This is a genomic window from Pseudomonas sp. B611 (assembly GCF_055407965.1).
In genome coordinates, this window is sequence record NZ_JBUZST010000003.1 from 291,337 (window position 1) to 314,319 (window position 22,983).

The window sequence follows — 22,983 nt, forward strand, 5'->3', positions numbered from 1 at the left end:
TATCGGCATGATTTCTGAGTTCAATCTAACAAGCTCACGGTGTATTAACGCGGGTTGCTGATGGCAACGTTTAATTGGCCACATCGTATCAAAGTACGCGATAAACATCAGAAACCACCTGCATCGCAGCCTCTTCAACAGCCCCCTCATTCCTACACAACACCCACCCCTGCTCCCCAACCACCCTCTCAAACGCCTCCGTACAAGCCACCTGCTCCTCCAACCTGTGAATCACCGTACTCCCCAACCCCCGCCCTCGCCCCACTGCTCTCGCCCATGAAATCTCAGGGTCCGTCACCACCCCCACATGCAAATCCGGCACCCGCACCCCTCGATCCAGATTCAACTGCAAAATCTCCCCAAACGGCACCATCCTGCGAAACGCCGCATCCGACGGATACCACCGATCAATCAGGATAATGCTATCCACCGGCTGCTTGACCAACACATGCTGCGAGATCCAAGCCCGACTATCCGCCAACCGCTCACACACCGCCCATTCCAACTCCCGGCTCGGATCTCTGGCGAGTTTGTTGACGAGCGCCATCGTTTCCCCCCTAAAGGGATCACTCTTTTTCTCACACAGGCGGATGACCTTCTTGCCCTGGGCCCGCAGTTCTCGGGTAACCGCCTCCAGCAACGTGGTTTTCCCGGTCCCCTTGGGCCCATCAAGCGCAACAAACAGCGGACGATTCATGCGGCAAACAACAATTGAAAAATTGGCGACCACTCTACCCCGATTTCTGCCTAGCCGAACCGCGGAATCGCCAACCCCAGGCTTTCGCGCAAGGTCGTGCCTTCATACGCCGTGCGATACACCCCGCGCTCTTGCAGCAACGGAATGACTTCCTGGGTGAAGCGCGTGAACTGCTCCGGGTGCCCTATATAGATGTTGAACCCATCCACCGCCCGCGCTTCGAACCAATCGGCGATTTTCTGTGCGACGGTCTCCGCTGAACCCACGAACGCCCCCGGGCGCAGTTGTCGGCCAAACTCCACCGCCTGACGCAAGGTGAAGCCTTTCTCCCGCGCCTGATCGGCAATGCGTTTGGCAGCGGTGAAAAAGCTGCTGCGCGCGGCCTCCAAACTCTCCTGGGGAAACGGCGCGTCCAGGTCGTATTGGCTGAAGTCATGCCAGCCAAAATTGCGCCCGAATTCCTTCAGGGCCAGTTCAAAGCTGTGGTCGGCCTGATGGTAGTGCTGCTCGATTTCCCGCGCGTGCGCGTCGCTATCGCCCACGTAGATCTCAGCTCCGGGCATCACCAGTAACTGTGATGGGTCGCGGCCGTGTTGCACTGCCCTGCCCTTTATATCCCGGTAAAACGCCTGGCCCTGTTCGATGCTGGCGGCGTGGGTGAAGATCACGTCCGCCGTGGCGGCGCCGAGGTCGCGGCCTTGTTCCGAGTCGCCGGCCTGGAAGATTACCGGTTGGCCTTGGGGCGAGCGTTGGATGTTCAGCGGGCCGACCACGGAGAAATGCTCGCCTTTGTGATTCAGGCTGTGCAGTTTGCTCGGGTCGAGGAACTGGCCGGTGGCGCGGTCACGCACGAAGGCATCGTCTTCGTAGGAGTTCCACAGCCCTTGCACCACTTGCACGTGTTCGGCCGCGCGGCCGTAGCGCGTGTCGTAGTCGTAGTGCTCGTCACGGCTGTAGTTGCCCGCGGTGCCGGCGTCGCCGCTGGTGACGACGTTCCAGCCGGCGCGGCCTTTGCTGATGAGGTCGAGGGAGGCCAGCCGTCGTGCGACGTTGTACGGTGAGTTGTAGGACGTCGTCAGGGTACCGACCAGGCCCAAATGCCGGGTGCTCACGGCCAGCGCCGATAACAGCGTCAGCGGTTCGAGGCGGTTGAGGTAGTGGGACGGCGAGCCCGGGGTGATGAACTGGCTGTCGACGATAAACATCAAGTCGAACAGTGCCGCCTCGGCCTGGCGGGCGATGTCGATGTACCAGTCGACGTTCACGCTGGCATCCGCCGGCAATTGCGGGTCAAGCCACAGGTTGTGGCGGCCCGGCCCGCCGCAGCCCATGGTCAGGGCGCCGAGTTTCAGCTGTCGTTTGCTCATGTGTGGGGTGTTCCTTGCGGCGTTCAGGGCTGGGTTTTGGCGACGGCAGGCTGTAGGGCGCCGGCAAAGGAGGCGTCGAACAGGCTGGCGGCGGCGTAGGACTTGACCAGGCCTTCGCTGGCGAAAAAGTCCACGGTCTTTTGTGCGTCTACCGGCGACTGGGCGGTGACCGGCTCAACCGTCGTGCGGGCGCGGGCAAACCAGGCGCGGGCGATGTCGGCGTCGGCGCGGGTGCGTTTGGCCCAGGCATCGGCATACGCGTCGGCGTTGGCCGGGTTCAGGCGTGTCCAGTCGCGGGCTTTTTTCAGGCGCTGGAGAAAATCACTGATCTGCGCGCGTTTGGTGTCCACGGCTTTGGTATTGGCCGCGATGTAGCTCTGGGCAGGGATCAAGCCGTCAGCCGTTGCCAACACCCGTGCACCTTGGCGTTCTTGCTGGGTGACGTAGGGTTCCCAGGTGGCGATGACGTCCACTGAGCCACCTTCCAGCGCATGGGAGGCATCCAACGCGCTAAGGTAACGGAACTCCAGCGAATCCCGAGCAACGCCGGCCTTGTCGAGTGCGGTCAGCAGCAGTTGCTGGCTCCAGGAGCCTTTCCAGATGGCCGCGCGCTTGCCGGCAAGGTCCGCCAGGCTATGGATCGATGACTCCTTTTTCACCAGGATCGCCACCCCCTCGAGATTTTGCCGGGTGACGGCAATCACTTTGATCGGCGCGCCCAAAGCGCCAAGGAACAGCACCGGCGCATCGCCAAGCAAGCCGATATCCAGGCTGTTGGCATTCAGCGCCTCGGCGACCGGCGAACCGGCGGTAAATTGTTTCCACTCCAGGGTATAGGGCAGGTTATCCAACACCCCCGCTGCCTCCATGACAGCCTGGGCGTTGTAGCTTTGGTCGCCGACGGTCAGGGTCTGCGCCTGGGCCGTCAGGCTCAGCATCGCGCCAGCCAGGGCCGCCGCCAGTGTTGTCAGGTAACGCACATCAATCTCCAGATGCCTTTCCAGGCAGGTCAGGTCGATCCGCGCGCGCGGTCTCGGCAGTATTCACAAGGTGGGCTACGATGAGGCCAGGATCACGCCGTGTAAAATACCTATAATGCATAACCTAATTCTATAATAATGCGTTAGATGCATTTTCATCATCGGTGCACCCCACGGCACATTGCGCAGTGCCCGGCACCACCTACACTGATTTGAACCCGGTTTTCCCCGTGTCCTTTTCAGCGAGCCCGCCTGATGCAGATCGGCCTCCCTCGACAAGCCTCTCGCCTGGCCCCCTTGAGCCTGTTGTGTCTCGCCCTCGCCGCCTGCACCGTCGGTCCTGACTTCCAGCGCCCCGAGGTGCCCGCAGGCGCGGGCTATACAAAAGAAAACCTGACCACTACCGCCCACGCCGATATCGACCCCGGTGGCGCCGCACAACGGCTGGTCGCCGGAATGGACATCCCCGGGCAATGGTGGACGCTGTTCCGCTCGCCCGCGCTCAACGCGTTGGTCGAGGAAGCCTTGCGCGCCAACCCGGATGTCAGCGCCGCCCAGGCCGCGCTGCGCCAGGCCAACGAGCTGGTCTACGCCGACCAGGCGTCGCTGTTTCCATCGGTCAGCGCCAACGCGTCGAAAACCCGCGAGAAGCTCTCCGGGGTGCAGACCGGCAGCCCGTCGTCACCGATTCTCACGGTCAACTCGGCGTCATTGAGCGTGTCCTACGCCCCGGATGTGTTCGGCGGCACCCGCCGGCAAATCGAGTCCACCACGGCGCAAGCCGAGTACGAACGCTTCCAGCTGGAGGCGACGTACCTGACCTTGACCGCCAACGTGGTCAACACCGCGATCAACCTGGCCTCCGTGCGCGATCAGGTCGCCGCCACCGAAGAAATCATCCGCCTGCAAAGCGGCCAGCTCGATCTGTTGCAGGCCCAGCGCCAACTCGGTGCCATCGGCAATACCGACGTGCTCACCCAGCAAACCACCCTGGCGCAAACCCGCGCGACGTTGCCACCGCTGCAAAAGCAGTTGGCGCAAACCCGCAACCAGCTGATGGCGTACCTGGGCCGGTTCCCCAACCAGGACCGTGGCGAGGCGTTCAACCTCGCGTCCCTGCACTTGCCGCAAGCGTTGCCGGTCAGCCTGCCCTCGGCCCTCGTCGGCCAGCGGCCGGATGTGCAATCGGCGCAAGCGCAGTTGCATCAGGCCAGCGCCAATATTGGCGTGGCCGTGGCCAACCAACTGCCGCAGTTCAGCATTACCGGGTCGCTGGGTTCTACGGTGGCCAGCGGGACCAAGCTGTTCTCGGCCGGTACCGGCGTGTGGAGCCTGGCCGGGGCGATTGCCCAGCCGATCTTTGATGCTGGCGCGCTGGAACACCGCAAGCGCGCCGCCGTGGCCGCCTATGACGAGTCGGCCGCGCGTTATCGCGGCACCGTGCTTATCGCGTTCCAGGATGTGGCCAACGCTCTGCGCGCGCTGCAAGCCGATGCCGACGCGCTCAACCAGCAGGTGCTGGCCGAGCGTTCGGCGCAAGCCAACCTGGACCTGGTGCAAGCCCAGTTCAAGCTCGGCGCCGTGGCCTATATCAACCTGCTCACGGCCCAGCAAACCTACCAGAACACCGTGCTGGCGCGGGTCCGCGCGCAGGCGGCGCGGTACAGCGACACCACGGCGCTGTTCCAGGCCCTGGGCGGCGGCTGGTGGAACCGCAGTGACGTAGACCCCGCCACCGCAGGCCGCCCGGACCGCTTCGGCCTGCCCACCTGGCAAGAACTCCGGCCGGCCCACACGGCGGCGACTGAACCGACTCATTGATACAGCGAGAACCCCCATGGCCGACGTCCAGACTGCCTCTCCCCTGCCCCCGGCCCCGCGCAAGCGGCGGCTGTGGCGGCCCATGCTGATCATGGTCGTGGTGGTCCTGGTGATTGTCGCGATCATTGCCGGGGTGAAATTCGTGCAGATCTCCGCGCTGATCGCCCAGTCCAAACAGCCCATGCCCGCCGCCGTGGTCACGGCCCTGCACGTGCCGTTCGAAGACTGGCAACCCAGCGTCACCGCCGTCGGCTCGATCAAGGCCGTGCGCGGCGTGGATGTGACCACCGAGGTGGGCGGCATCGTGCGTACACTCGGCTTCAAGCCCGGGCAGGAAGTGGCCGCCCAGGCCCTGCTGGTGCAATTGAATGCCGACTCGGACATCGCCCAGCTGCACGCGCTGGAAGCCACCGCCGACCTGGCTGCAATCGTGCTAAAGCGGGACAAGGCGCAACTGGCGGTCAACGCGGTGTCCCAGGCCCTGGTGGACAGCGACACCGCCGACCTCAAGGCCAAGCTCGCCGCCGCCGAACAACAGCGCGCGCTGGTGGAGAAAAAGTCGATCCGTGCGCCGTTTGCCGGACGCATCGGCATTACCAGCGTCAACCCCGGCCAGTACCTCAACCCCGGCGACAAGATCGCCACCCTGCAAACCTTCGACCCCATCTATATCGACTTCACCGTGCCGCAGACCCAACTGGAAGCCATCGCCATCGGGCAAACCGTCGCAGTGACGGCGGACGGCCTGTCCAATCAAACCTTCACCGGGCGCATCACGACCCTCGACACCCAGTTCGATGCGACCACGCGCAACGTCACCGTCGAAGCCACCGTCGCCAACCCCAAGCAAAGCCTGGTGCCGGGGATGTTTGCCCGCGCCGTGGTCAACGCCGGCAGCCCGCAGCGCTACCTCACCGTGCCGCAGACCTCGGTGACCTACAACCCCTACGGCACCACCGTGTTCATCGCCACCGCGAGCAAGAACGACAAGGGCGAAGAAGTGCTCACGGCGCAACAGACTTTTATCAAGACCGGCCCGACCCGTGGCGACCAAGTGGCGATTGTGTCCGGGGTGAAGGAAGGCGACCTGTTGATCACCAGCGGCCAGATGAAGCTGAAAAATGGCTCGCCGGTGAAAGTCGACAACAGCGCCGCGCCCCTGAACGACCCCGCCCCGACTCCCCAAGAACACTAAGGGTGCGCCATGAAATTCACCGACACCTTTATTCATCGACCGGTCTGGGCCGTGGTGGTCTCGCTGTTCATCCTGATCCTGGGGCTGCGCTCGATCTTTGAATTGCCGGTCAACCAATGGCCGCGCACCGAAAACACCGTGGTGACCATTACCACCGCCTACTACGGTGCGGACGCGTCCACCGTCGCCGGGTTTATCACCCAGCCGCTGGAAGCGGCGATTGCCCAGGCTCAGGGCATCGACTACCTGTCGTCCTCCAGCATCACTGGCGTGTCCACCATCACCGCCACCCTGCGGCTGAACTATGACGCGAGCAAGGCGCTCACCGAGATCAACACCCAGGTCAACTCGGTGAAGAACCAGTTGCCGGCGCAGGCCCAGGAACCGGTGCTGACGGTGGCGGTCGGGCAAACCACCGACGCCATGTACCTGGGTTTCTACAGCGACACACTGCCCACCAACAACATCACCGATTACCTGGTGCGCGTGGTCAAGCCCAAGCTGGATTCGGTACAGGGCGTGCAGACCGCAGAGATCCTCGGCGGGCGCCAATTCGCCCTGCGCGCCTGGCTGGACCCGGACAAACTGGCGGCGCATAACGTCACCGCCCAGGATGTGGCCACCGCCCTGGCCAACAACAACTACCTGTCGGCCGTGGGTTCCACCCGTGGGCAAACGGTCACGGTGGACCTTACCGCCGGCACCGACTTGCACACCGTGGATGAGTTCAAGCAACTGGTGATCAAGCAAAAAGGCGATGCCCTGGTGTACCTGGAGGACGTGGCCAACGTCACCCTCGGCGCCGAAAGCTACGACAGCAGCGTGGCGTTTTCCGGCAAGCGCTCGGTGTTCATCGGCATCAAGGTGGCGCCCAGCGCGAACATCCTGACCGTCGCCGACAGCGTGCGCGAGGCCTTCCCAGAGCTGCAAGCGCAGTTGCCCGCTGGCGTGCGCGGCGAGATCGTGTATGACTCCACCGCCTTCATTAACACCTCGATTGGGGAAGTGGTGAAGACCCTGGCCGAAGCCATGGTGATTGTCTCGGTGGTGATCTACCTGTTCCTCGGTTCTTTCCGCGCGGTGATTGTGCCGCTGGTGGCGATCCCGCTGTCGCTGGTCGGGACGTTCTTTGTGATGTACCTGCTGGGTTACTCCATCAACCTGCTGACGTTGCTCGCCCTGGTGCTCGCCATCGGGCTGGTGGTGGATGACGCGATTATCGTGGTGGAAAACGTCGACCGGCATATCAAGGAGGAAGGCAAAGGCGTGCTGGAGGCGTCGCTGGTGGCGGCGCGGGAGCTGGGCGGGCCGATCCTGGCGATGACCGTGGTGCTGGTGGCCGCCTACGTGCCCATCGGCTTGCGCAGCGGCCTGACCGGGGCGTTGTTCAAGGAGTTCTGTTTCTCCCTGGCGGGCGCGGTGACCGTTTCCGCCGTGGTGGCGCTGACCCTGTCGCCGATGATGACCTCGCGCCTGTTCAAGCCCGGGCAGGAAGAAGGCCGCTTCGCCCGCCGCCTCGATGGCTATTTTGACTGGCTGCGCGGGCGCTATCACCGCATCTTGTCCCGCGGCCTGGATGTCTGGCCGGTGCTGGTGACCTTTGGTTTTGTCCTGTTCCTGCTGGTGGCCGCCAGTGGCATGACGGCCAAGAGCGAGCTGTCGCCCACCGAAGACCAGGGGCTGGTGTTCATGCAGATCATGGGCCCGCCGACCGCCTCGCCCCAGCAGATGGAGCGCATTGCCGACCAGGCGTTCCAGATCGCCAACAAAGAGGCCGAATACGCGCAAATGTTCCAGCTCACCGGCCTGCCTGCGCTCAACCAGGGCCTGGGCGGCGTGTTGCTCAAGTCCTGGGGCGAGCGTACGCGCTCCCAGGCAGAGCTGATCCTGGACTTGCAGCAAAAATGGAACCAGGTGCCGGGCGCGACCATCGCGGCGTTCCCGTTGCCGTCACTGCCGGGGGCGCAAGGTTTGCCGGTGCAGTTCGTGATCACCACCACCGACTCCGTGGAAAACCTCAACGAAGTCGCCCAGGCGGTGATGGCCGAGGCGCAGAAACAACAGCTGTTCTGGTTTGCCGACATGGACCTGAAACTGGACAAGCCCCAAGCGCGGTTGGTGGTCGACCGGGAAAAAATCGCCGCCCTCGGCATGACCCTGGCCGATGTCGGCGCCGCGCTGTCCGCCGCGTTGGGCGGCAACTACGTGAACTACTTCTCCACCGCCGGGCGCTCGTACAAAGTGATTCCCCAGGTATTGCAGGTGGACCGCCTCAACCCAGAGCAGATTCTCGACTACTACATCCGCACACCTGGCGGCGCGATGATCCCGGCGCGCACCGTGGCGCATATCGAAACCTCGACGCAGCCGGAGTCGATCAACCACTTCCAGCAACTCAACTCGGCGACCCTGGCCGGCGTGAGTGGAGTGGCCCAGGGCGAACTGCTGGGCAAGCTGAACGCGATCCTCAACAGCATCGCGCCATCGGGCTACACCTCGGATTTCGCCGGCGAATCCCGGCAGTTCATCCAGGAATCTGGCGGGTTTGTCGGCCTGTTGCTGTTTTCGATCCTGATCGTCTATCTGGCGCTGGCCTTCCAGTTCGAGAGCTTTCGCGACCCGGTGGTGATCCTCTTTTCCGTGCCGCCCGCCCTGTTTGGCGCACTGGCGTTCATCACCATGGGCTTCGCCTCGATCAACGTGTACACCCAGGTCGGCCTGGTGACGCTGCTGGGCTTGATCACCAAGCACGGCATCTTGATCGTGCAATTCGCCAACGAACTGCAACGGGCCGGCCGCAGCAAACGTGAGGCGATTGAAGAGGCGGCCGCGGTGCGCTTGCGCCCGATCCTGATGACCACCGCCGCGATGGTGCTGGGCGTGGCGCCACTGGTCTGGGCCTCGGGCGCCGGGGCTGCGGGGCGGCATGACATGGGCCTGGTGATCTTCAGCGGGCTGTCGATCGGCACCCTGCTCACGCTGTTTATGGTGCCGGCGATGTATATGTTTATTGGCGCCACTCACGCGCACGCTGCTGAATCGGTGCAGCAGCCTATGTGAATTGCGCATGGGCCATTCTCAAACGTCATAATCCTACCTTTTCCTACATGGTAATCTCACACGTCCACCCATAGGCATTGATCGTATGCAGTCAATGGCCCCACCAGGAAAGATCATGCCGAAAAAGTCCCACACAGCCCTGCGCCGTAATTTCCGTGAACTGCTGGCAACGCCTGCGTGCGTTGAAACCGCTTCTGTCTTTGACCCGATGTCCGCCCGCATCGCCGCCGACCTGGGTTTCGAAGTCGGCATCCTCGGCGGCTCCGTCGCTTCCCTGCAAGTACTGGCAGCCCCCGACTTTGCCCTGATCACCCTGAGTGAATTCGTCGAGCAGGCCACCCGCATCGGCCGCGTCGCCCAACTGCCGTTCATTGCCGACGCCGACCACGGCTACGGCAACGCCCTCAACGTGATGCGTACCGTCGAAGAACTTGAGCGTGCCGGCGTGGCCGCGTTGACGATTGAAGACACCTTGCTGCCGGCGCAATTCGGGCGCAAATCCACCGACCTGATTTCCATCGAAGAAGGCATCGGCAAAGTGCGCGCTGCCCTGGAAGCGCGGGTTGACCCCGAGCTGTCGATCATCGCCCGCACCAACGCCGGCGTGTTGCCCACCGAAGCCGTGATCGAACGCACCCTGGCCTATCAACAAGCCGGTGCGGATGGGATCTGCATGGTTGGCGTCAGCGACTTCGAACACCTGGAGAAGATCGCAGAACACCTCACAGTGCCGTTGATGCTGGTGACCTACGGCAATCCAAAGCTGAATGACGCGGCACGCCTGGCCAGCCTTGGCGTACGCATCGTGGTAGCCGGTCATGGTGCCTACTTCGCGGCGATCAAAGCCACTTACGACAGCCTGCGCGCCCAGCGCCAGCTGACCCACAGTACCTCCAACCTCAGCGCTACCGAACTGACGCACACCTACACGTTGCCCGAGAACTACGTGGCGTGGGCGAAAGAGTTCATGGATGTAAAAGAGTAGTCCTTACCTGCCAGGTAAGCGGTGAATGCCCTCCTACTGCCTTGGGCTCACCGCCACCGTTGGCATGGGTCAGTTACCCATCAACCTCCCCCCTCTTAAAAGTCATAACGCGCCGTTGCACCCAGCGTCCGCGGAGTGCCCAGCACCCCGGTATAAGCGCCGTTTGGCGAGTTCCACAGCGTGGTGTAGTAGGTCTTGTCGAAGGCGTTTTTCAGCCACAGCGACACGTCCCATTGCCCATCCCCCCAATTCCCCCGCACCCCGGTAGACAGGTTGACCAACCCGTAGCCCGGCAATTGGGCTTCGCGCGAATCATCCACCGTACCCACCGCGTGGGAGCGCCACGCATAGTTGCCGTTCACATAGGGCTGCAAGCCGTTATTCAACTGCCATTGATAACTCGCGCTGGTGTTGTAGATCCATTTCGACGCCCCGACCACCGCGTGCCCGCTCAAATCACAGGCAGCCGGCGCTCCTGGGCGCAAGGCGACTTCGGCCGGGCATGGTGCGTCCTCGTAAGACAGATAGCGCACGTCATTCCATGAACCATTCATGTTGATGGTCAGGCCTCGCAGTGGCCGCCAACTGCTGTCCAGCTCCAGGCCACGGCTGCGCACGGTGCCCGCGTTGGTCAGGTAGCTGGTGAGGTTGGCGTCATCATAGGCGTTGGTCTGGTAGCCGTGAACCACGGTCCAGAACAGGTTGGCGTTGAGCAGCAGGCGCTGGTCGAACCAGGTGGTCTTGACCCCCAGTTCGGCATCGTTGGCACGTTCGCTGCCGATCAACAGCGAGTCGGCCCCGGCCACCGGCGCGCTGGCCACACTGAGGTTGACCCCGCCGGACTTCTCGCCGTGGGACAACGACGCATACGCCAGCACCTGCTCGTCCACCTGCCAGGCGAGGCTGGCCAGCGCCGACGGGCTGAAGCTGTAGAGGCTCAAGTCACCCGAATCATAGGCGCCGAGCCGTCCGGCCCTGGTGCCCGCCGCTGCGCCCGACACCGCAGCACCGCCCACCGGCGCGTTGCGCGTTACCTGCGCCAGTTTGCGTTCATAGGTGCCGCGCACGCCGAGGCTGAAATCCAGGCTGGGCGTCAAATGCCAGGTGCCCTGGGCAAACGTGGCAATGCTGTCGGTATCTACCGTGCCGTGCCCGACGCTGCTGACATTGTTCAGCGCGCCTTGGGCGGTGCCGTTCCAGGTGTCGGCCAGCGGGCCGTAATCGGTGAACACGGTGTTGCGCATCTCCTGGCGGAAGTAATACGCGCCCAGCACATAATCAAAGTGTTCGCCCACCGGCGAGGCCAGGCGCAGTTCCTGGGAATACTGCTTGTCCCGGGCCGATTGACCGACGTTGTGCATCACCTCGACGTTCAGCTCGTCATCGTTGCGCGGGGTGAAATCCCACCAGCGATAGGCGCTGATGGCGGTCAGCGTGTAGTCGTTGGGCAATGTCCAGTTGGCTTCCAGCGAGGTGCCGCCCTGGAAGACCTTGACGCTCTGGTCCGCGTCCAGGTTCACGCGGCGCCCGCTCACCAAGGTCGCGCCCACCGCGGCGGCGCGCTGTTCGTAGCGGTTGACGCCGTTGATGGTCGGCCCGGTGCTGAACAGCGAACGGGTGCCGGCGCTGGAGTCTTCTTCGTGGTAGTCGGCGATCCAGCGCAGGTTGAAATCTTCATTGGGCTGGAACAGCAACTGCGTGCGAAAGCCCTGGCGTTGCCCGCCGCCGAGGGTGTGGCCGTTGTATTGGTTCTCGACGTAGCCGTTTTCATGGGTGCGATACAGCGCAATCCGCCCGGCCAGGGTGTCGTTGAGCGGGCCGGAAAGACTCGCCTGGGTTTGCACGTAACCGTCCTCGCCCAGTGAAGTGGCGAGGCTGCCCTGCGGGGTAAACGTGGGCCGCCGCGTGGTGATGTTCAACACGCCCGCCGTGGTGTTCTTGCCAAACAAGGTGCCTTGGGGCCCGCGCAGCAGTTCGATCTGCTCGACATCCAGCAGGTCGAACACCGCCATGCCCGGGCGGCCCAGGTACACGTTGTCGAGGTAGATCCCGGCGCTGCCCTCCAGGCCATCGCTGGCCGGGTTGTTGCCCAGCCCGCGAATCGACAGGCTGGATTGCCGTGCATGCATAAAGGCGACGTTGACGCTGGGCATCGCCTGCTGCAAGTCCTGCAAGCGATACAGGCGCTGTTCCTCCAGGGTTTGCGCGCCGAGCACGCTCATGGCCACGGGCACGTGTTGGGCGTCTTCGCTGCGCCGGCGCGACTCCACCGTCACCGCTTGCAGCACGGTGTCGGGTGGCTCGGGTAACGTCTCGGCCGCTACTGGCAGCCCTTGGATCAGCGCGCAAACGCCCAGTGCAGCCACGCGCAAAGGGCGCGAATAAAGCAGAGTCATCGGTGGTTCCTTAAGTCTGGGATGAGTCGATACTTCGCTGCGCGTGGCCTGCGTGAGCGTGATCGTTGCGGGGTTGGGTCAGTCGCGCAGCCAGGGGATGTCCTGGCGCTGGTAACGGTGTGCGCGGAAGATCGCGTTGTTTTCCCCTGGCAGGTAGCGGCGGGAGGCTGCATCGGGGTACGTGGCGAAGTGCGGGTTGACGTATTCCCACACCACTTCACCGGCCGGGGTGACTTCGAACAAACGGCCGAAGTTGGCCTCGGTCACCAGGGTGTTGCCGTTGTGCAGGCGCTGGGCGCCGCCCATGAACGGCGTGAAGAACGCATAACCCGGGGTATCGGCGTATTGCCAGACGATGCGCTGTTGCAGCGGGTCGATTTCGAGGATGCGCGAGTGCGGCATGCTGATGTGCGGGCGGGAAATGCCGTTGTCGAACACCAGGATGTTGCCGTTTTCCAGCTCGCTCGGGCAGTGCTGTTGCGCCACCAGGTCGTGACCGAGGCGCCACAGCACCTCACCGCTGCCACGCTGGATAGCAATCACCGACGACACGCTGCGCAGGCTCAGGATGACCTTGCCGTCGCGCCCCGGCGACACCGCATTGGTCATCGGCCAGTGGTAGCGCTCGAATGTCGCGTGCAGGGGGTAGTCCTCAGGCAGCAGGTGTTCCCAGCTGCGCCACTCCCACACCACCTGGCCCTGGCGGTCGACTTCCTTGACCACATCGGCATAGATCACCCCGCCGGCCGCCTCGCTGCCGGGAATGCCGCCGACCACGCGGCTGGCCAGTGCCGCGCTGAGGGGCTCGACGGTGGTGTACAGCAGGTTGCCGTTGTCCAGCCATTGCGCATCGTGGTGGTGCAGCAGGTCGGTGTGCTCCCACACTACTTCACCCTCTGGAGTGACTTCACTGAATGCGCCGCCGTGCCACACCGACCAGCCGGGGAACAGCTCCGGGGAGTCCGGGTGGTTGCCGTTGTAGCCGAGGTTGCCGTTGGCCAGGATCACCGCGTCGCGGCCCGGGCGTTGGGGCAGCTTCCAGCGGTGAACGACCTCGCCGTCGAGGTCGACCAGGAACACATTGCCGTCAGCCGTTTGCGGCGCGAACAAGGTGTAGCCGCCAGCGCTGCGGGCGTGATCGACGGCGATCAGGCCGGTCTTCTGGCGCTTGAGGGTGGTGCTGTGCATGGCTTTTCTCCGGGTGCAGGAACCCCTGCCGGCGGCACACCGGCAAGGTCAAAAACAGGGATCAGTTAGGGGGAAGAACGGCGTTGAAGCGCGCGTCGAAGATCTGCCCGACGTCCAGCGGGTGCGGGATCACCCGCTCGGCGGCGAACAGATCCGCCAGGCGCTGTTGCAAGGCGATGACCGAGGGATCAATCGGCACATAACGCAGGTTTTGATGGGCGAGCATGTCGCGCACCAATGTCAGCGGCAGCCGCGTGGTCTGCGCGAACACCTCAGCCCAGGCGTCCGGGTTGGCCGTGGCCCAGGCTTGCGCGCGGGCAAGCCTGGCGAGTAAATCGCCGGCTTCGGCGGCGCGTTGTGGGTCGGCCAAGGCCTGGAGGCTCGCCAGGGTGAAGTTCTGCCCGGTTTCCGGCCAGTCGCCGCCGTCTACCAATACCCGAGCGCCCCGCGAAGTGGCCTGGCCGACAAAGGGGTACCACACCGACCAGGCGTCGAGCCGGCCGCTGGCAAACGCGGTTTGCGCGTCCAGCGGGCTGGCGTAGGCAATGTTCACATCCCGCGTTGTCAACCCGGCCTCGTGTAGCGCCGCCAGCAGCAGGTAGTGGCCGCTGGTGCCTTTGGCCACGGCCACGCGCTTACCCTTGAGGTCGGTGACACGCTGCACGCTGGAACCTTCCGGCAGCAACAGCGCATTGTTGTTCTGCGCCCCGCTCGCCACGCCAATGATGCGCACATCAAAACCACCGGCCTGTGCAAACACCGGCGGCGCATTGCCGACCACGCCGATATCGATGGCACCGGCGCTCAACGCCTCCAGCAGCGTGGTGCCGGCGTTGAACGGATGCCACACCAGCGCGGCCGGCAGGTCCTTGTCTTCCCCGGACGCATGCAGCATGGCCTGGATCAGGCCGCTCTGGTCACCGACCTTCAGCGCTGCCGACACCGGCTGCACGATCAACAGCGTCGCCAGGCACGCCAGCCCGACCAGGCGGCGCAGTACGGGATGCTTGGCAGCGTCAGGTTTTAGCGTCATTGTCGTGCCCTCATTTTTGCGTTGAACCCAGTATGTCGAGGCTCGCCGTGACGCTCCATGCCAAACACCCCTCCTTTACTGCCACACCGGACAACGGCGTGCGCACGGTCGTCGTGCTGGCGTTCGATGACTTGCTGCTGCTGAACGCGGCTGGCCCGCTGGAGGTGTTTGCGGCGATTCCGCGCCTGTTGGGCGGTGCGGCGCCGTATCGGCTGCTGTTGGCTTCGCCGCAGGGGGGCACGATCACGTCCGTGTCGGGGATCAGCGCCAACACCCTGTCACTAGCGCAGATCGACAGGCAGGCGCCGCTGATTGACACCTTGATTGTCGCGGGCGGCCCAGGCATGGCCGCGCTGGAGGCCAACGAACAGGCGTGCGCCTGGTTGCAGCGGCGCGCGGCGCATATCCGCCGCCTGTGCTCGATCGGCACCGGGGCCTTTGCGTTGGCCGCTGCCGGCTTGCTGGATGGGCGCAAGGTGGTGACCCACTGGAAATTTGCCGATGAACTGCAGGCGCGTTATCCCAAGGTGATCTGCCAAACCGACGTGTTGTACCTGCACGACCGCAACCTGTGGACCTGTGGTGGCGCCACTGCCGGCATCGACCTGGCCCTCGGGCTGGTGGAACAGGACCTCGGCGCCCAGGCCGCGCTGTCATTGGCGCGTTATTTCACGGTGTTCCTGTGGCGTTCGGGCGAACAGCCGCAGCTGAGTGCTTCGCTGAATGCGCAGTCCACAGCCTTGCGCACCGATCCCGACGTGCGCCTGGCGCGCTTGCATGCCTGGATTGCGGGGAACTTGAACGGTGATCTACGGGTAGAACGCTTGGCCGAGCAATTCGGCATGAGCCCGCGCCACTTTGCCCGGGCCTACGTCGCCGCCACGGGCGATACGCCGGCGCAAGCGGTGGAAAGTCTGCGCCTGGAGGCCGCTTGCCGGGTGCTGGCGACCACCAACGAGCCGATCAAGCGGATTGCCGAAACGGTGGGCTTTGGTCGAGAGGAGCGCATGCGCCGGGCGTTCCAAAAACAACTGGGCACCAGCCCGCTCGGTTACCGTACGCAGATGAAGGCTGCGCCCGCCAGCCAGCCGCCGTTCCCGATGGGTATCGCCTTACACGGCTTGGCGCACTAAGCGCCTCAACTTGAAACTATCCCAACGAAAAAATCCGCCGCAGAGTCTGCGGCGGCAACCAAAGGATTTTTTGTCGAAGCAGAGCGGCTAAGACAGCTCCCACGCTACACCCTGCGCCGCTTGAATAACGTGAAGTTTAATTAATCGAGTTTCATCCATCGCCTGGCTGTAGCCCCCGCAAACTGGGCTTAGAATCAACTTCGGCAACCACGCCGAACACAATAAAAAACTGTAACGCCCACCTTGTAAAACTCTGCCGATCATACGTTTTGCGCCATTTAAAAAGTGCAGTGTTTCTGTGCGCGCGTTCATTACCCGGGGAAGTGAATACCATGATTAAGCAGTCGAGCCTGTTAGCACTGGCGGTGTGTGCCGGTATCAGTCAAATGGCCTTTGCCGAGTCCGTGACGGACCAGGCCGATGCCAAGGGGTTTATCGAAGGCAGCAGCATTACCGGGCTGTTGCGCAACTACTACATGGACCGCGACCGCCAAAGCGGCAAGGCCGATAACCGCGACTGGACCCAAGGCGCCATGCTCAACTACGCCTCGGGCTTCATCCAGGGCACCATTGGCTTCGGTGTGGATGCCTACGCCTACGGCGGGTTGAAGCTGGACGCCACCCATGCCGACGCAGGCACCGGCAACCTGCCCACCGATCGCCATGGCGACCCGGAAAATGCCTACGGCTCCGTCGGCGCAGCGGTGAAGGTGAAGATCTCCAAGACCGAGCTGAAATTCGGTGATATGCAGCCCACCGCCCCGGTCTTCGCCACCGGCGGCACGCGCCTGCTACCGCAGACTGCCACCGGTTTCGACCTGACCAGCAGCGAAATCGCCGGCCTCGACCTGGAAGCCGGGCACTTCACCAGCACCAACAGCGGCATGACCAGCAACCACGACCACGATATCTACGCGACCTACGCCAATATCGCCGCCAACAGCGCGAGCTTTGTCGGCGGCAAATACACCTTTACCCCGAACCTGAGTGCCACGTTGTATGCGGGCGAGCTGGAAGATATCTGGCGCCAGTACTACACCAACCTCAACTACGTGATCCCGTTGCCGAATGACCAGTCGCTGGCCCTGGACGGCAACCTGTACCGCACCCTCGACACCGGCAGCGCCAAGGCCGGAGCGATCAACAACACCACCTACTCGCTGGCGGCGGCCTATTCGTTCCTGCAGGCCCACACGCTGACGCTGTCATTCCAGAAGGTGCATGGCGACACGCCGTTTGACTACATCGGCACCGGCAACAACGGTGCTGGCGAAGGGGGCGACTCGGTGTTCCTCGCCAACTCGGTGCAGTGGGGTGACTTCAACGGTCCGGGCGAACAGTCCTGGGGCATTCGTTATGACCTGAACATGGCCAGTTACGGCGTACCCGGCCTGAGCTTCATGGGCCGCTATATCAACGGCTCGGACATCGATGGCACACACACGCCGGAGCACAGCGCCTACGTCAACGACTACGGCTCGGATGGCGCGCACCACGAGACCGACGTGGAAGCCAAATACGTGATCCAGAGCGGCCCGGCGAAGAACTTGTCGCTGCGGGTGCGCGATGCCATCGTCTCGTCTAATGCCGACCAAGGTGACGGCAAGTTGAACGAGTTGCGGCTGATCGTCGATTACCCGTTTACCTTGCTGTAATCACTCAGGCATCGAGCCCAGCCGTTGGCGCATTCCCGCGCTAGCGGCGGGGCCGGCCTGGATCATGCAGTCCTCCAGCGGCACACACCTACCTTCGGCATTCGCCATCGCTGGCTGTACCGGCAGCCCGGTGGCACGTTCCACCACCTCCACACTGATGCCCTCCTCGGCAAAATGCCGATTGCCCCAAGCCACCAGCGACATCAGCACCCCACTGAAATCCTCCCCCCTCGCCGTCGGTACGTATTCGTAGCGTGGCGGTCGCTCGCTATAAGGGCGGCGCTCGAGCATGCCCGCCTCCACCAGACCATTCAGGCGCCGCGTCAACATGTTGGGTGCGATCCCGAGGCTGCGCGAGAACTCATCGAACCGGCGCAGGCCGTGCAGCGCGTCGCGCATGATCAGGATGCTCCACCACTCCCCTACCCGCTCAAGGCTACGGGCGACGGGGCATTCTTCACTGACGAGGGACTTGCGTTGCATGGGTGGTTCCCGTGGTGGGTACAAAGTTGTGTGACGCCATGTTACTTTCATGATGATAGTGACGTCCATAGGGTCTGTATCCCTCAACACAACCGGAGTCGATTGATCATGAGTAAACGCATCGTTGTGACAGGCATGGGCGCGCTGACGCCGCTGGGCGCGAGTGTGCAATCCACTTGGCAACGCCTGTTGGACGGGCAGTCGGGGATTCGGCGCCTGCCTGAAGAGTTGATCGGCGACCTCGCGATCAGCATCGGCGGCCAGGTACAGAGCGTGTTGCAAGACCCTGAGGGCGGATTTGATCCTGATCGCCTGCTGGCGGCCAAGGAACAGCGCAAGATGGACCGCTTTATCCTGTTCGCCCTGGCGGCGGCGGATGAAGCGCTGAAACAGGCGGGCTGGGCACCGAAAACCGCGCAGGAACAGGAGCGCACCGCGACGATCATCGCGTCCGGTGTCGGTGGCTTCCCGGCGATTGCCGAGGCGGTGCGCACCACCGACAGCAAGGGCCCACGCCGCTTGTCGCCGTTCACCATTCCGTCCTTCCTGAGCAACATGGCGGCTGGGCATGTGTCGATCAACTATGGGTTGAAAGGCCCGCTGGGCGCACCTGTCACCGCGTGCGCGGCAGGTGTGCAGGCCATTGGTGACGCAGCGCGGATGATTCGCGCGGGGGAAGTCGACGTGGCGGTGTGCGGCGGTGCCGAAGCGGCGATCCATCGGGTCAGCCTCGCTGGGTTTGCTGCGGCGCGCGCCCTGTCCAGTGACTTCAACGATACGCCCGAGTCAGCCTCCCGCCCGTTCGATCAAGCCCGTGACGGTTTTGTCATGGGTGAAGGCGCCGGTATCCTCGTCATCGAAGAACTGGAACACGCCCTGGCCCGCGGCGCCCAACCCATCGCCGAACTGGTGGGCTACGGCACCAGCGCCGATGCCTACCACATGACCGCTGGCCCGGAAGACGGTGACGGTGCGCGCCGCGCCATGGAGCAGGCGTTGCGCCAAGCCGGGATTGAAGCGTCTGCGGTGCAATACCTGAACGCCCACGCGACCTCTACCCCGGTGGGTGACAAGGGCGAGCTTGCAGCGATCAAAACGGTGTTCGGTGCAGCCGCCAGCCCCGCCATCAGCTCGACCAAATCCGCCACCGGCCACTTGCTGGGTGCGGCGGGTGGTATCGAAGCGATCTTCACCGTACTTGCCCTGCGTGACCAAATTGCCCCGATGACCCTGAATCTGGATAACCCCGACGCCCTCGCCGAAGGCCTTGACATGGTGCGCGGTACCGCCCGGCCAATGGCGATTGAATACGCGCTGTCCAACGGCTTCGGCTTTGGCGGCGTGAATGCCAGCGTGCTGTTCCGCCGCTGGGCGTAGTTTGCCCCGCAGGTGATTTTCGCGGACCATGGGCGCCTTTCTTTTACCTGCCAATGAGAGGCGCCCATGGCCAACCACGACCTGTCCTACACCCCCGATCCGGATGCCGACTCGATTTCTTCCGACGTGATCGGCTTCAACGGCATCCTGGTCTCCACCCAGATCCCGACCCGCGCCGATGGCAGCCTGGAACTGGGCGACATCACCCTGCAAAGCGAATGCACCCTGCAAGCGCTGAAAGTCGCCCTGGAAAAGGCCGGCAGTTCGATGGACCGGGTGATGCACTTGACCATCTACCTGACGGATATGGCCGATCGTGCGGCGTTCAATGAAGTCTATAAGCGCTTCTTCGCCAAGCCATGGCCGGTGCGGGCAGCGGTGGGTGTGGCTTCCCTGGCTGTTGAAGGCATGCGTGTCGAAGTCACCGCGATGGCCGCAAAAGCCTAAGCCAATGTGGGAGCGGGCTTGCTCGCGAATACGGAGTGTCAGTCGCCAGATTCATGGGCTGACCCACCGCCTTCGCGAGCAAGCCCGCTCCCACATTTGATTGGGTTTGCAATCCCAAGGCATAGGAAACCCCCGCCAGCACTGTGGTAGGTGCCCCCCCAGCGTTTCACAGCTACAATGCGCGCCTCAACCGTGACAAGCCTGACTAAAAAAACTATGTCCTTGCCCAAGCATCACCTTGAATTGCTCAGCCCTGCCCGCGATGTGGCCATCGCGCGCGAGGCGATCCTGCATGGCGCCGACGCCATCTACATCGGCGGCCCAAGCTTCGGCGCCCGCCACAATGCGTGCAACGACGTGAGCGACATCGCTTCACTGGTGGAATTCGCCCGCCGTTACCACGCCCGCGTGTTCACCACGATCAACACGATCCTGCATGACAACGAACTGGAACCCGCGCGCAAGCTGATCCATCAGCTCTACGACGCCGGTGTCGATGCGTTGATCGTGCAAGACCTGGGCGTAATGGAGCTGGATATCCCGCCCATCGAGCTGCATGCCAGCACCCAGACCGACATTCGCACCCTGGGCCGCGCTAAGTTTCTCGACCAGGCCGGTTTCTCGCAGTTGGTATTGGCCCGTGAGCTGAACCTGCAAGAGATCCGCGCCATCGCCGACGAGACCGATGCCGCCATCGAGTTCTTTATCCACGGCGCCTTGTGCGTGGCGTTCTCCGGGCAGTGCAATATCTCCCACGCGCAGAACGGCCGCAGCGCCAACCGTGGCGATTGCTCCCAGGCCTGCCGCCTGCCGTACACCTTGAAAGATGACCAGGGCCGCGTCGTGGCCTTTGAAAAGCACCTGCTGTCGATGAAAGACAACAACCAGAGCGCCAACATTCGCGCGCTGGTCGAGGCCGGCGTGCGTTCGTTCAAGATCGAAGGCCGCTACAAGGACATGGGCTACGTGAAGAACATCACGTCCTACTACCGCCAGCGCCTTGACGATGTACTTGAGGACCGTCCGGACCTGGCCCGTGCCTCCAGCGGCCGCACCGTGCACTTCTTCCTGCCCGACCCGGAAAAAACCTTCCACCGTGGCAGCACCGACTATTTCGTCACCGACCGCAAGGTCGACATCGGTGCCTTCGACACCCCGACCTTCACCGGCCTGCCGGTGGGTGTGGTGGAAAAAGCCGGCAAGCGCGACTTGCAGGTGGTCACCCATGAGCCACTGTCCAATGGCGACGGCCTCAATGTGCTGGTCAAGCGCGAAGTGGTGGGTTTCCGCGCCAACATCGCCGAGCCCAAGGGCGAATTCGAGGAAGACGGCGAGAAGCGCTACCGCTACCGCGTCGAGCCGAACGAAATGCCGGCCGGCCTGCATCAGCTGCGCCCGAACCATCCGCTGAACCGCAACCTGGACCACAACTGGCAACAGGCGCTGCTCAAGACCTCGTCCGAACGCCGTATCGGCCTGACCTGGGCCGCACGCCTGCGTGAAGAGCAGCTGGAAGTCACCGCCACCAGCGAAGAAGGCATCAGCGCCAGCGTCACCCTGCCCGGCCCGTTCGGCGTGGCCAACAAGCCGGAACAGGCGCTCGACACCCTGCGCGACCTGCTCGGCCAACTGGGCACTACCGAATACCACGCCACCGACATCCAGCTGGATGCGCCGCACGCGTTCTTCATTCCCAACTCGCAGCTCAAGGCCTTGCGCCGCGAAGTGATCGAAGCGCTGACCGCCGCCCGTGTGGCCGCGCACCCGCGGGGTGGGCGTAAAGCCGAAACCACGCCGCCGCCGGTGTACCCGGAAGCGCACTTGTCGTTCCTGGCCAACGTCTACAACCAGAAGGCCCGTGATTTCTACTACCGTCACGGCGTAAAGCTCATCGATGCTGCCTTCGAAGCCCACGAAGAAACCGGCGAAGTGCCGGTGATGATCACCAAGCACTGCCTGCGCTTCTCGTTCAACTTGTGCCCGAAACAGGCCAAGGGTGTGACGGGGGTGAAGACCAAGGTCGCGCCGATGCAGTTGATCCATGGCGATGAAGTGCTGACCCTGAAGTTCGACTGCAAACCCTGCGAAATGCACGTGGTGGGCAAGATCAAGGGGCATATCCTCGGCCTGCCGCAACCCGGTAGCGCAGTGGAGCACTTCAACCCGGAAAACATCATTTTCCAGGGTACGCACTGACCCTCCGGGAGCGGGGCCACCACCAGCCCCGCTGCAACCCCGCTGCCGCCAGCAGAATCGCCGCCACCCCCAGCCATTGTTGCCAGCCCAGGCGATGCCCGAAGGCGATCCAATCGACGAAGATCGCCGCAATCGGGTAGATAAATGACAAGGCGCCGGTCAATGCGGTCGGCAGTTTCTGGATCGCGCCGTACAGCAACACATACATCACACCGGTGTGCACCACGCCCAGCGTCACCAGCGCCGCCCAGGCAGTGGGCGCCACAGGCACGCTGCCCCACGGCACCAGAGGCGCCAGCAACACGGCGCCGGTGGTCACCTGGACCAGCGCCATCAGATGGGGCGGCACCGCCTTCAAACGCTTGATGATCAGCGCAGCAATCGCATACAGAAACGCTGCGCCCAACGCCAACGCGATGCCTGCCAGGTAATCCCCGCCGCTCTGTTGAGTGCCGTGGGCGGTGACAATCGCGAGCATCCCGACAAATGCCACGCTCAACCACGTGAGTTTCTGCACGGTGATCTTCTCGCCGAGAAACACCGCCGCCAGCATCACCAACATGAACGGCTGCACGTTGTACACCGCCGTGCTGATGGCGATGGACGCGTGGGAATAGGACTCGAACAGCAGCAGCCAATTGCCGACGATGGCCACGCCACTGAGCATTGCCAGGCCGAGCGTGGCCCAACTCAGCAGGTCCACGCGCAGGTAACCCAACACGGCGCACACCAGCAGCAAGGTCAGCCCGCCGATCACGCAGCGCCAGAACACCACTTCGATCACCGACACGCCTGATACCAGCACGAACCAGCCAATGGTCCCCGAAATCAGCATGGCGGCGACCATTTCCCACGAACCGCGACGGATGGATGTATCCACGATTGATGCTCCTCAAGTGAGGCTCAATTATGGCAATCTGCTGGGCAGCGCCTCCAGTGACTAAAAAAGGCCAGAACCCCGAATCACCTT

Annotated in this window: 17 protein-coding genes; 9 read left to right on the top strand and 8 right to left on the bottom strand. The window is 63.4% G+C overall.

Going from position 1 to position 22,983, the window contains the following annotated elements:
• Positions 1-88 precede the first annotated feature (88 nt).
• Genes ACZRMO_RS09595 through ACZRMO_RS09605 form a run of 3 tightly spaced genes read right to left on the bottom strand, consistent with a single transcriptional unit; the run spans position 89 to position 3,044 of the window.
• Positions 89-697, bottom strand: coding sequence for a dTMP kinase (locus tag ACZRMO_RS09595; RefSeq protein WP_463972709.1), 609 nt, complete (start codon positions 695-697; stop codon positions 89-91).
• 50 nt (positions 698-747) lie between these two features.
• A complete protein-coding gene (locus tag ACZRMO_RS09600) occupies positions 748-2,064 on the bottom strand; it encodes an LLM class flavin-dependent oxidoreductase (RefSeq protein ID WP_463972710.1) in 1,317 nt (438 codons plus the stop codon).
• Between the two features lie 23 nt (positions 2,065-2,087).
• A complete protein-coding gene (locus ACZRMO_RS09605) occupies positions 2,088-3,044 on the bottom strand; it encodes an ABC transporter substrate-binding protein (RefSeq protein ID WP_463972711.1) in 957 nt (318 codons plus the stop codon).
• A 255-nt stretch (positions 3,045-3,299) separates the two neighbouring features.
• On the opposite strand from ACZRMO_RS09605, the gene ACZRMO_RS09610 reads away from it, so the two are divergent.
• The 4 genes from ACZRMO_RS09610 to ACZRMO_RS09625 all read left to right on the top strand — a co-directional run bounded on the left by ACZRMO_RS09610 (position 3,300) and on the right by ACZRMO_RS09625 (position 10,105).
• The gene (locus ACZRMO_RS09610; protein ID WP_463972712.1) at positions 3,300-4,865 is read left to right on the top strand and encodes an efflux transporter outer membrane subunit; all 1,566 of its coding nucleotides are present in this window, start codon (positions 3,300-3,302) and stop codon (positions 4,863-4,865) included.
• Positions 4,866-4,881: 16 nt separating this feature from the next.
• A complete protein-coding gene (locus ACZRMO_RS09615; RefSeq protein ID WP_463972713.1) occupies positions 4,882-6,060 on the top strand; it encodes an efflux RND transporter periplasmic adaptor subunit in 1,179 nt (392 codons plus the stop codon).
• A 9-nt stretch (positions 6,061-6,069) separates the two neighbouring features.
• A complete protein-coding gene (locus ACZRMO_RS09620; protein ID WP_463972714.1) occupies positions 6,070-9,120 on the top strand; it encodes an efflux RND transporter permease subunit in 3,051 nt (1,016 codons plus the stop codon).
• Positions 9,121-9,235: 115 nt separating this feature from the next.
• A complete protein-coding gene (locus ACZRMO_RS09625) occupies positions 9,236-10,105 on the top strand; it encodes an isocitrate lyase/PEP mutase family protein (protein WP_124524775.1) in 870 nt (289 codons plus the stop codon).
• Positions 10,106-10,200: 95 nt separating this feature from the next.
• Here the strand turns inward: ACZRMO_RS09625 and ACZRMO_RS09630 are convergent, their stop codons facing one another.
• The 3 genes from ACZRMO_RS09630 to ACZRMO_RS09640 all read right to left on the bottom strand — a co-directional run bounded on the left by ACZRMO_RS09630 (position 10,201) and on the right by ACZRMO_RS09640 (position 14,722).
• Complete coding sequence (locus ACZRMO_RS09630) at positions 10,201-12,501, bottom strand: TonB-dependent receptor (protein ID WP_463972715.1); 2,301 nt, start codon at positions 12,499-12,501, stop codon at positions 10,201-10,203.
• 78 nt (positions 12,502-12,579) lie between these two features.
• Entirely contained in the window at positions 12,580-13,689 is a 1,110-nt protein-coding gene (locus ACZRMO_RS09635; protein ID WP_463972716.1) for an aryl-sulfate sulfotransferase, read from the bottom strand.
• A 61-nt stretch (positions 13,690-13,750) separates the two neighbouring features.
• On the bottom strand, positions 13,751-14,722 hold the full coding sequence (locus ACZRMO_RS09640) for an ABC transporter substrate-binding protein (protein ID WP_463972717.1): 972 nt from the start codon (positions 14,720-14,722) through the stop codon (positions 13,751-13,753).
• Between the two features lie 98 nt (positions 14,723-14,820).
• Here ACZRMO_RS09640 and ACZRMO_RS09645 point away from each other — a divergent pair, with 98 nt between their 5' ends.
• Together ACZRMO_RS09645 and ACZRMO_RS09650 are read left to right on the top strand one after the other, a co-directional pair.
• Entirely contained in the window at positions 14,821-15,855 is a 1,035-nt protein-coding gene (locus tag ACZRMO_RS09645; RefSeq protein ID WP_463972718.1) for a GlxA family transcriptional regulator, read from the top strand.
• A gap of 332 nt (positions 15,856-16,187) precedes the next feature.
• Positions 16,188-17,510 (top strand): OprD family porin, encoded by a 1,323-nt coding sequence (locus ACZRMO_RS09650; protein WP_463972719.1) that lies wholly within the window; start codon positions 16,188-16,190, stop codon positions 17,508-17,510.
• Here the strand turns inward: ACZRMO_RS09650 and ACZRMO_RS09655 are convergent, their stop codons facing one another.
• Positions 17,511-17,993 carry a winged helix-turn-helix transcriptional regulator gene (locus ACZRMO_RS09655; RefSeq protein ID WP_463972720.1) on the bottom strand — a complete coding sequence of 161 codons (483 nt, stop codon included), beginning with the start codon at positions 17,991-17,993 and terminating at the stop codon, positions 17,511-17,513. It lies immediately after the preceding gene.
• A 108-nt stretch (positions 17,994-18,101) separates the two neighbouring features.
• On the opposite strand from ACZRMO_RS09655, the gene fabF reads away from it, so the two are divergent.
• The 3 genes from fabF (at position 18,102) to ACZRMO_RS09670 (ending at position 22,013) form a co-directional block, all read left to right on the top strand.
• The gene (fabF, locus tag ACZRMO_RS09660) at positions 18,102-19,370 is read left to right on the top strand and encodes a beta-ketoacyl-ACP synthase II (protein WP_463972721.1); all 1,269 of its coding nucleotides are present in this window, start codon (positions 18,102-18,104) and stop codon (positions 19,368-19,370) included.
• A gap of 66 nt (positions 19,371-19,436) precedes the next feature.
• Positions 19,437-19,817, top strand: a complete 381-nt coding sequence (locus ACZRMO_RS09665; protein WP_463972722.1) for a RidA family protein — start codon at positions 19,437-19,439, stop codon at positions 19,815-19,817.
• 216 nt (positions 19,818-20,033) lie between these two features.
• Entirely contained in the window at positions 20,034-22,013 is a 1,980-nt protein-coding gene (locus tag ACZRMO_RS09670; protein ID WP_463972723.1) for a peptidase U32 family protein, read from the top strand.
• Here ACZRMO_RS09670 and ACZRMO_RS09675 read toward each other — a convergent pair.
• Positions 21,991-22,893 carry a DMT family transporter gene (locus ACZRMO_RS09675; protein ID WP_463972724.1) on the bottom strand — a complete coding sequence of 301 codons (903 nt, stop codon included), beginning with the start codon at positions 22,891-22,893 and terminating at the stop codon, positions 21,991-21,993. The two genes, ACZRMO_RS09670 and ACZRMO_RS09675, sit on opposite strands and share 23 nt — an antisense overlap.
• Positions 22,894-22,983: the final 90 nt, after the last annotated feature.

What these genes read in the sequence shown, in the direction of transcription:
- ACZRMO_RS09595 (WP_463972709.1), bottom strand. Translation starts at nt 697, where the DNA reads ATGAATCGTCCGCTGTTTGTTGCGCTTGATGGGCCCAAGGGGACCGGG.
- ACZRMO_RS09600 (WP_463972710.1), bottom strand. Translation starts at nt 2,064, where the DNA reads ATGAGCAAACGACAGCTGAAACTCGGCGCCCTGACCATGGGCTGCGGC.
- ACZRMO_RS09610 (WP_463972712.1), top strand. Translation starts at nt 3,300, where the DNA reads ATGCAGATCGGCCTCCCTCGACAAGCCTCTCGCCTGGCCCCCTTGAGC.
- ACZRMO_RS09615 (WP_463972713.1), top strand. Translation starts at nt 4,882, where the DNA reads ATGGCCGACGTCCAGACTGCCTCTCCCCTGCCCCCGGCCCCGCGCAAG.
- ACZRMO_RS09620 (WP_463972714.1), top strand. Translation starts at nt 6,070, where the DNA reads ATGAAATTCACCGACACCTTTATTCATCGACCGGTCTGGGCCGTGGTG.
- ACZRMO_RS09625 (WP_124524775.1), top strand. Translation starts at nt 9,236, where the DNA reads ATGCCGAAAAAGTCCCACACAGCCCTGCGCCGTAATTTCCGTGAACTG.
- ACZRMO_RS09630 (WP_463972715.1), bottom strand. Translation starts at nt 12,501, where the DNA reads ATGACTCTGCTTTATTCGCGCCCTTTGCGCGTGGCTGCACTGGGCGTT.
- ACZRMO_RS09635 (WP_463972716.1), bottom strand. Translation starts at nt 13,689, where the DNA reads ATGCACAGCACCACCCTCAAGCGCCAGAAGACCGGCCTGATCGCCGTC.
- ACZRMO_RS09640 (WP_463972717.1), bottom strand. Translation starts at nt 14,722, where the DNA reads ATGACGCTAAAACCTGACGCTGCCAAGCATCCCGTACTGCGCCGCCTG.
- ACZRMO_RS09650 (WP_463972719.1), top strand. Translation starts at nt 16,188, where the DNA reads ATGATTAAGCAGTCGAGCCTGTTAGCACTGGCGGTGTGTGCCGGTATC.
- ACZRMO_RS09655 (WP_463972720.1), bottom strand. Translation starts at nt 17,993, where the DNA reads ATGCAACGCAAGTCCCTCGTCAGTGAAGAATGCCCCGTCGCCCGTAGC.
- fabF (WP_463972721.1), top strand. Translation starts at nt 18,102, where the DNA reads ATGAGTAAACGCATCGTTGTGACAGGCATGGGCGCGCTGACGCCGCTG.
- ACZRMO_RS09665 (WP_463972722.1), top strand. Translation starts at nt 19,437, where the DNA reads ATGGCCAACCACGACCTGTCCTACACCCCCGATCCGGATGCCGACTCG.
- ACZRMO_RS09670 (WP_463972723.1), top strand. Translation starts at nt 20,034, where the DNA reads ATGTCCTTGCCCAAGCATCACCTTGAATTGCTCAGCCCTGCCCGCGAT.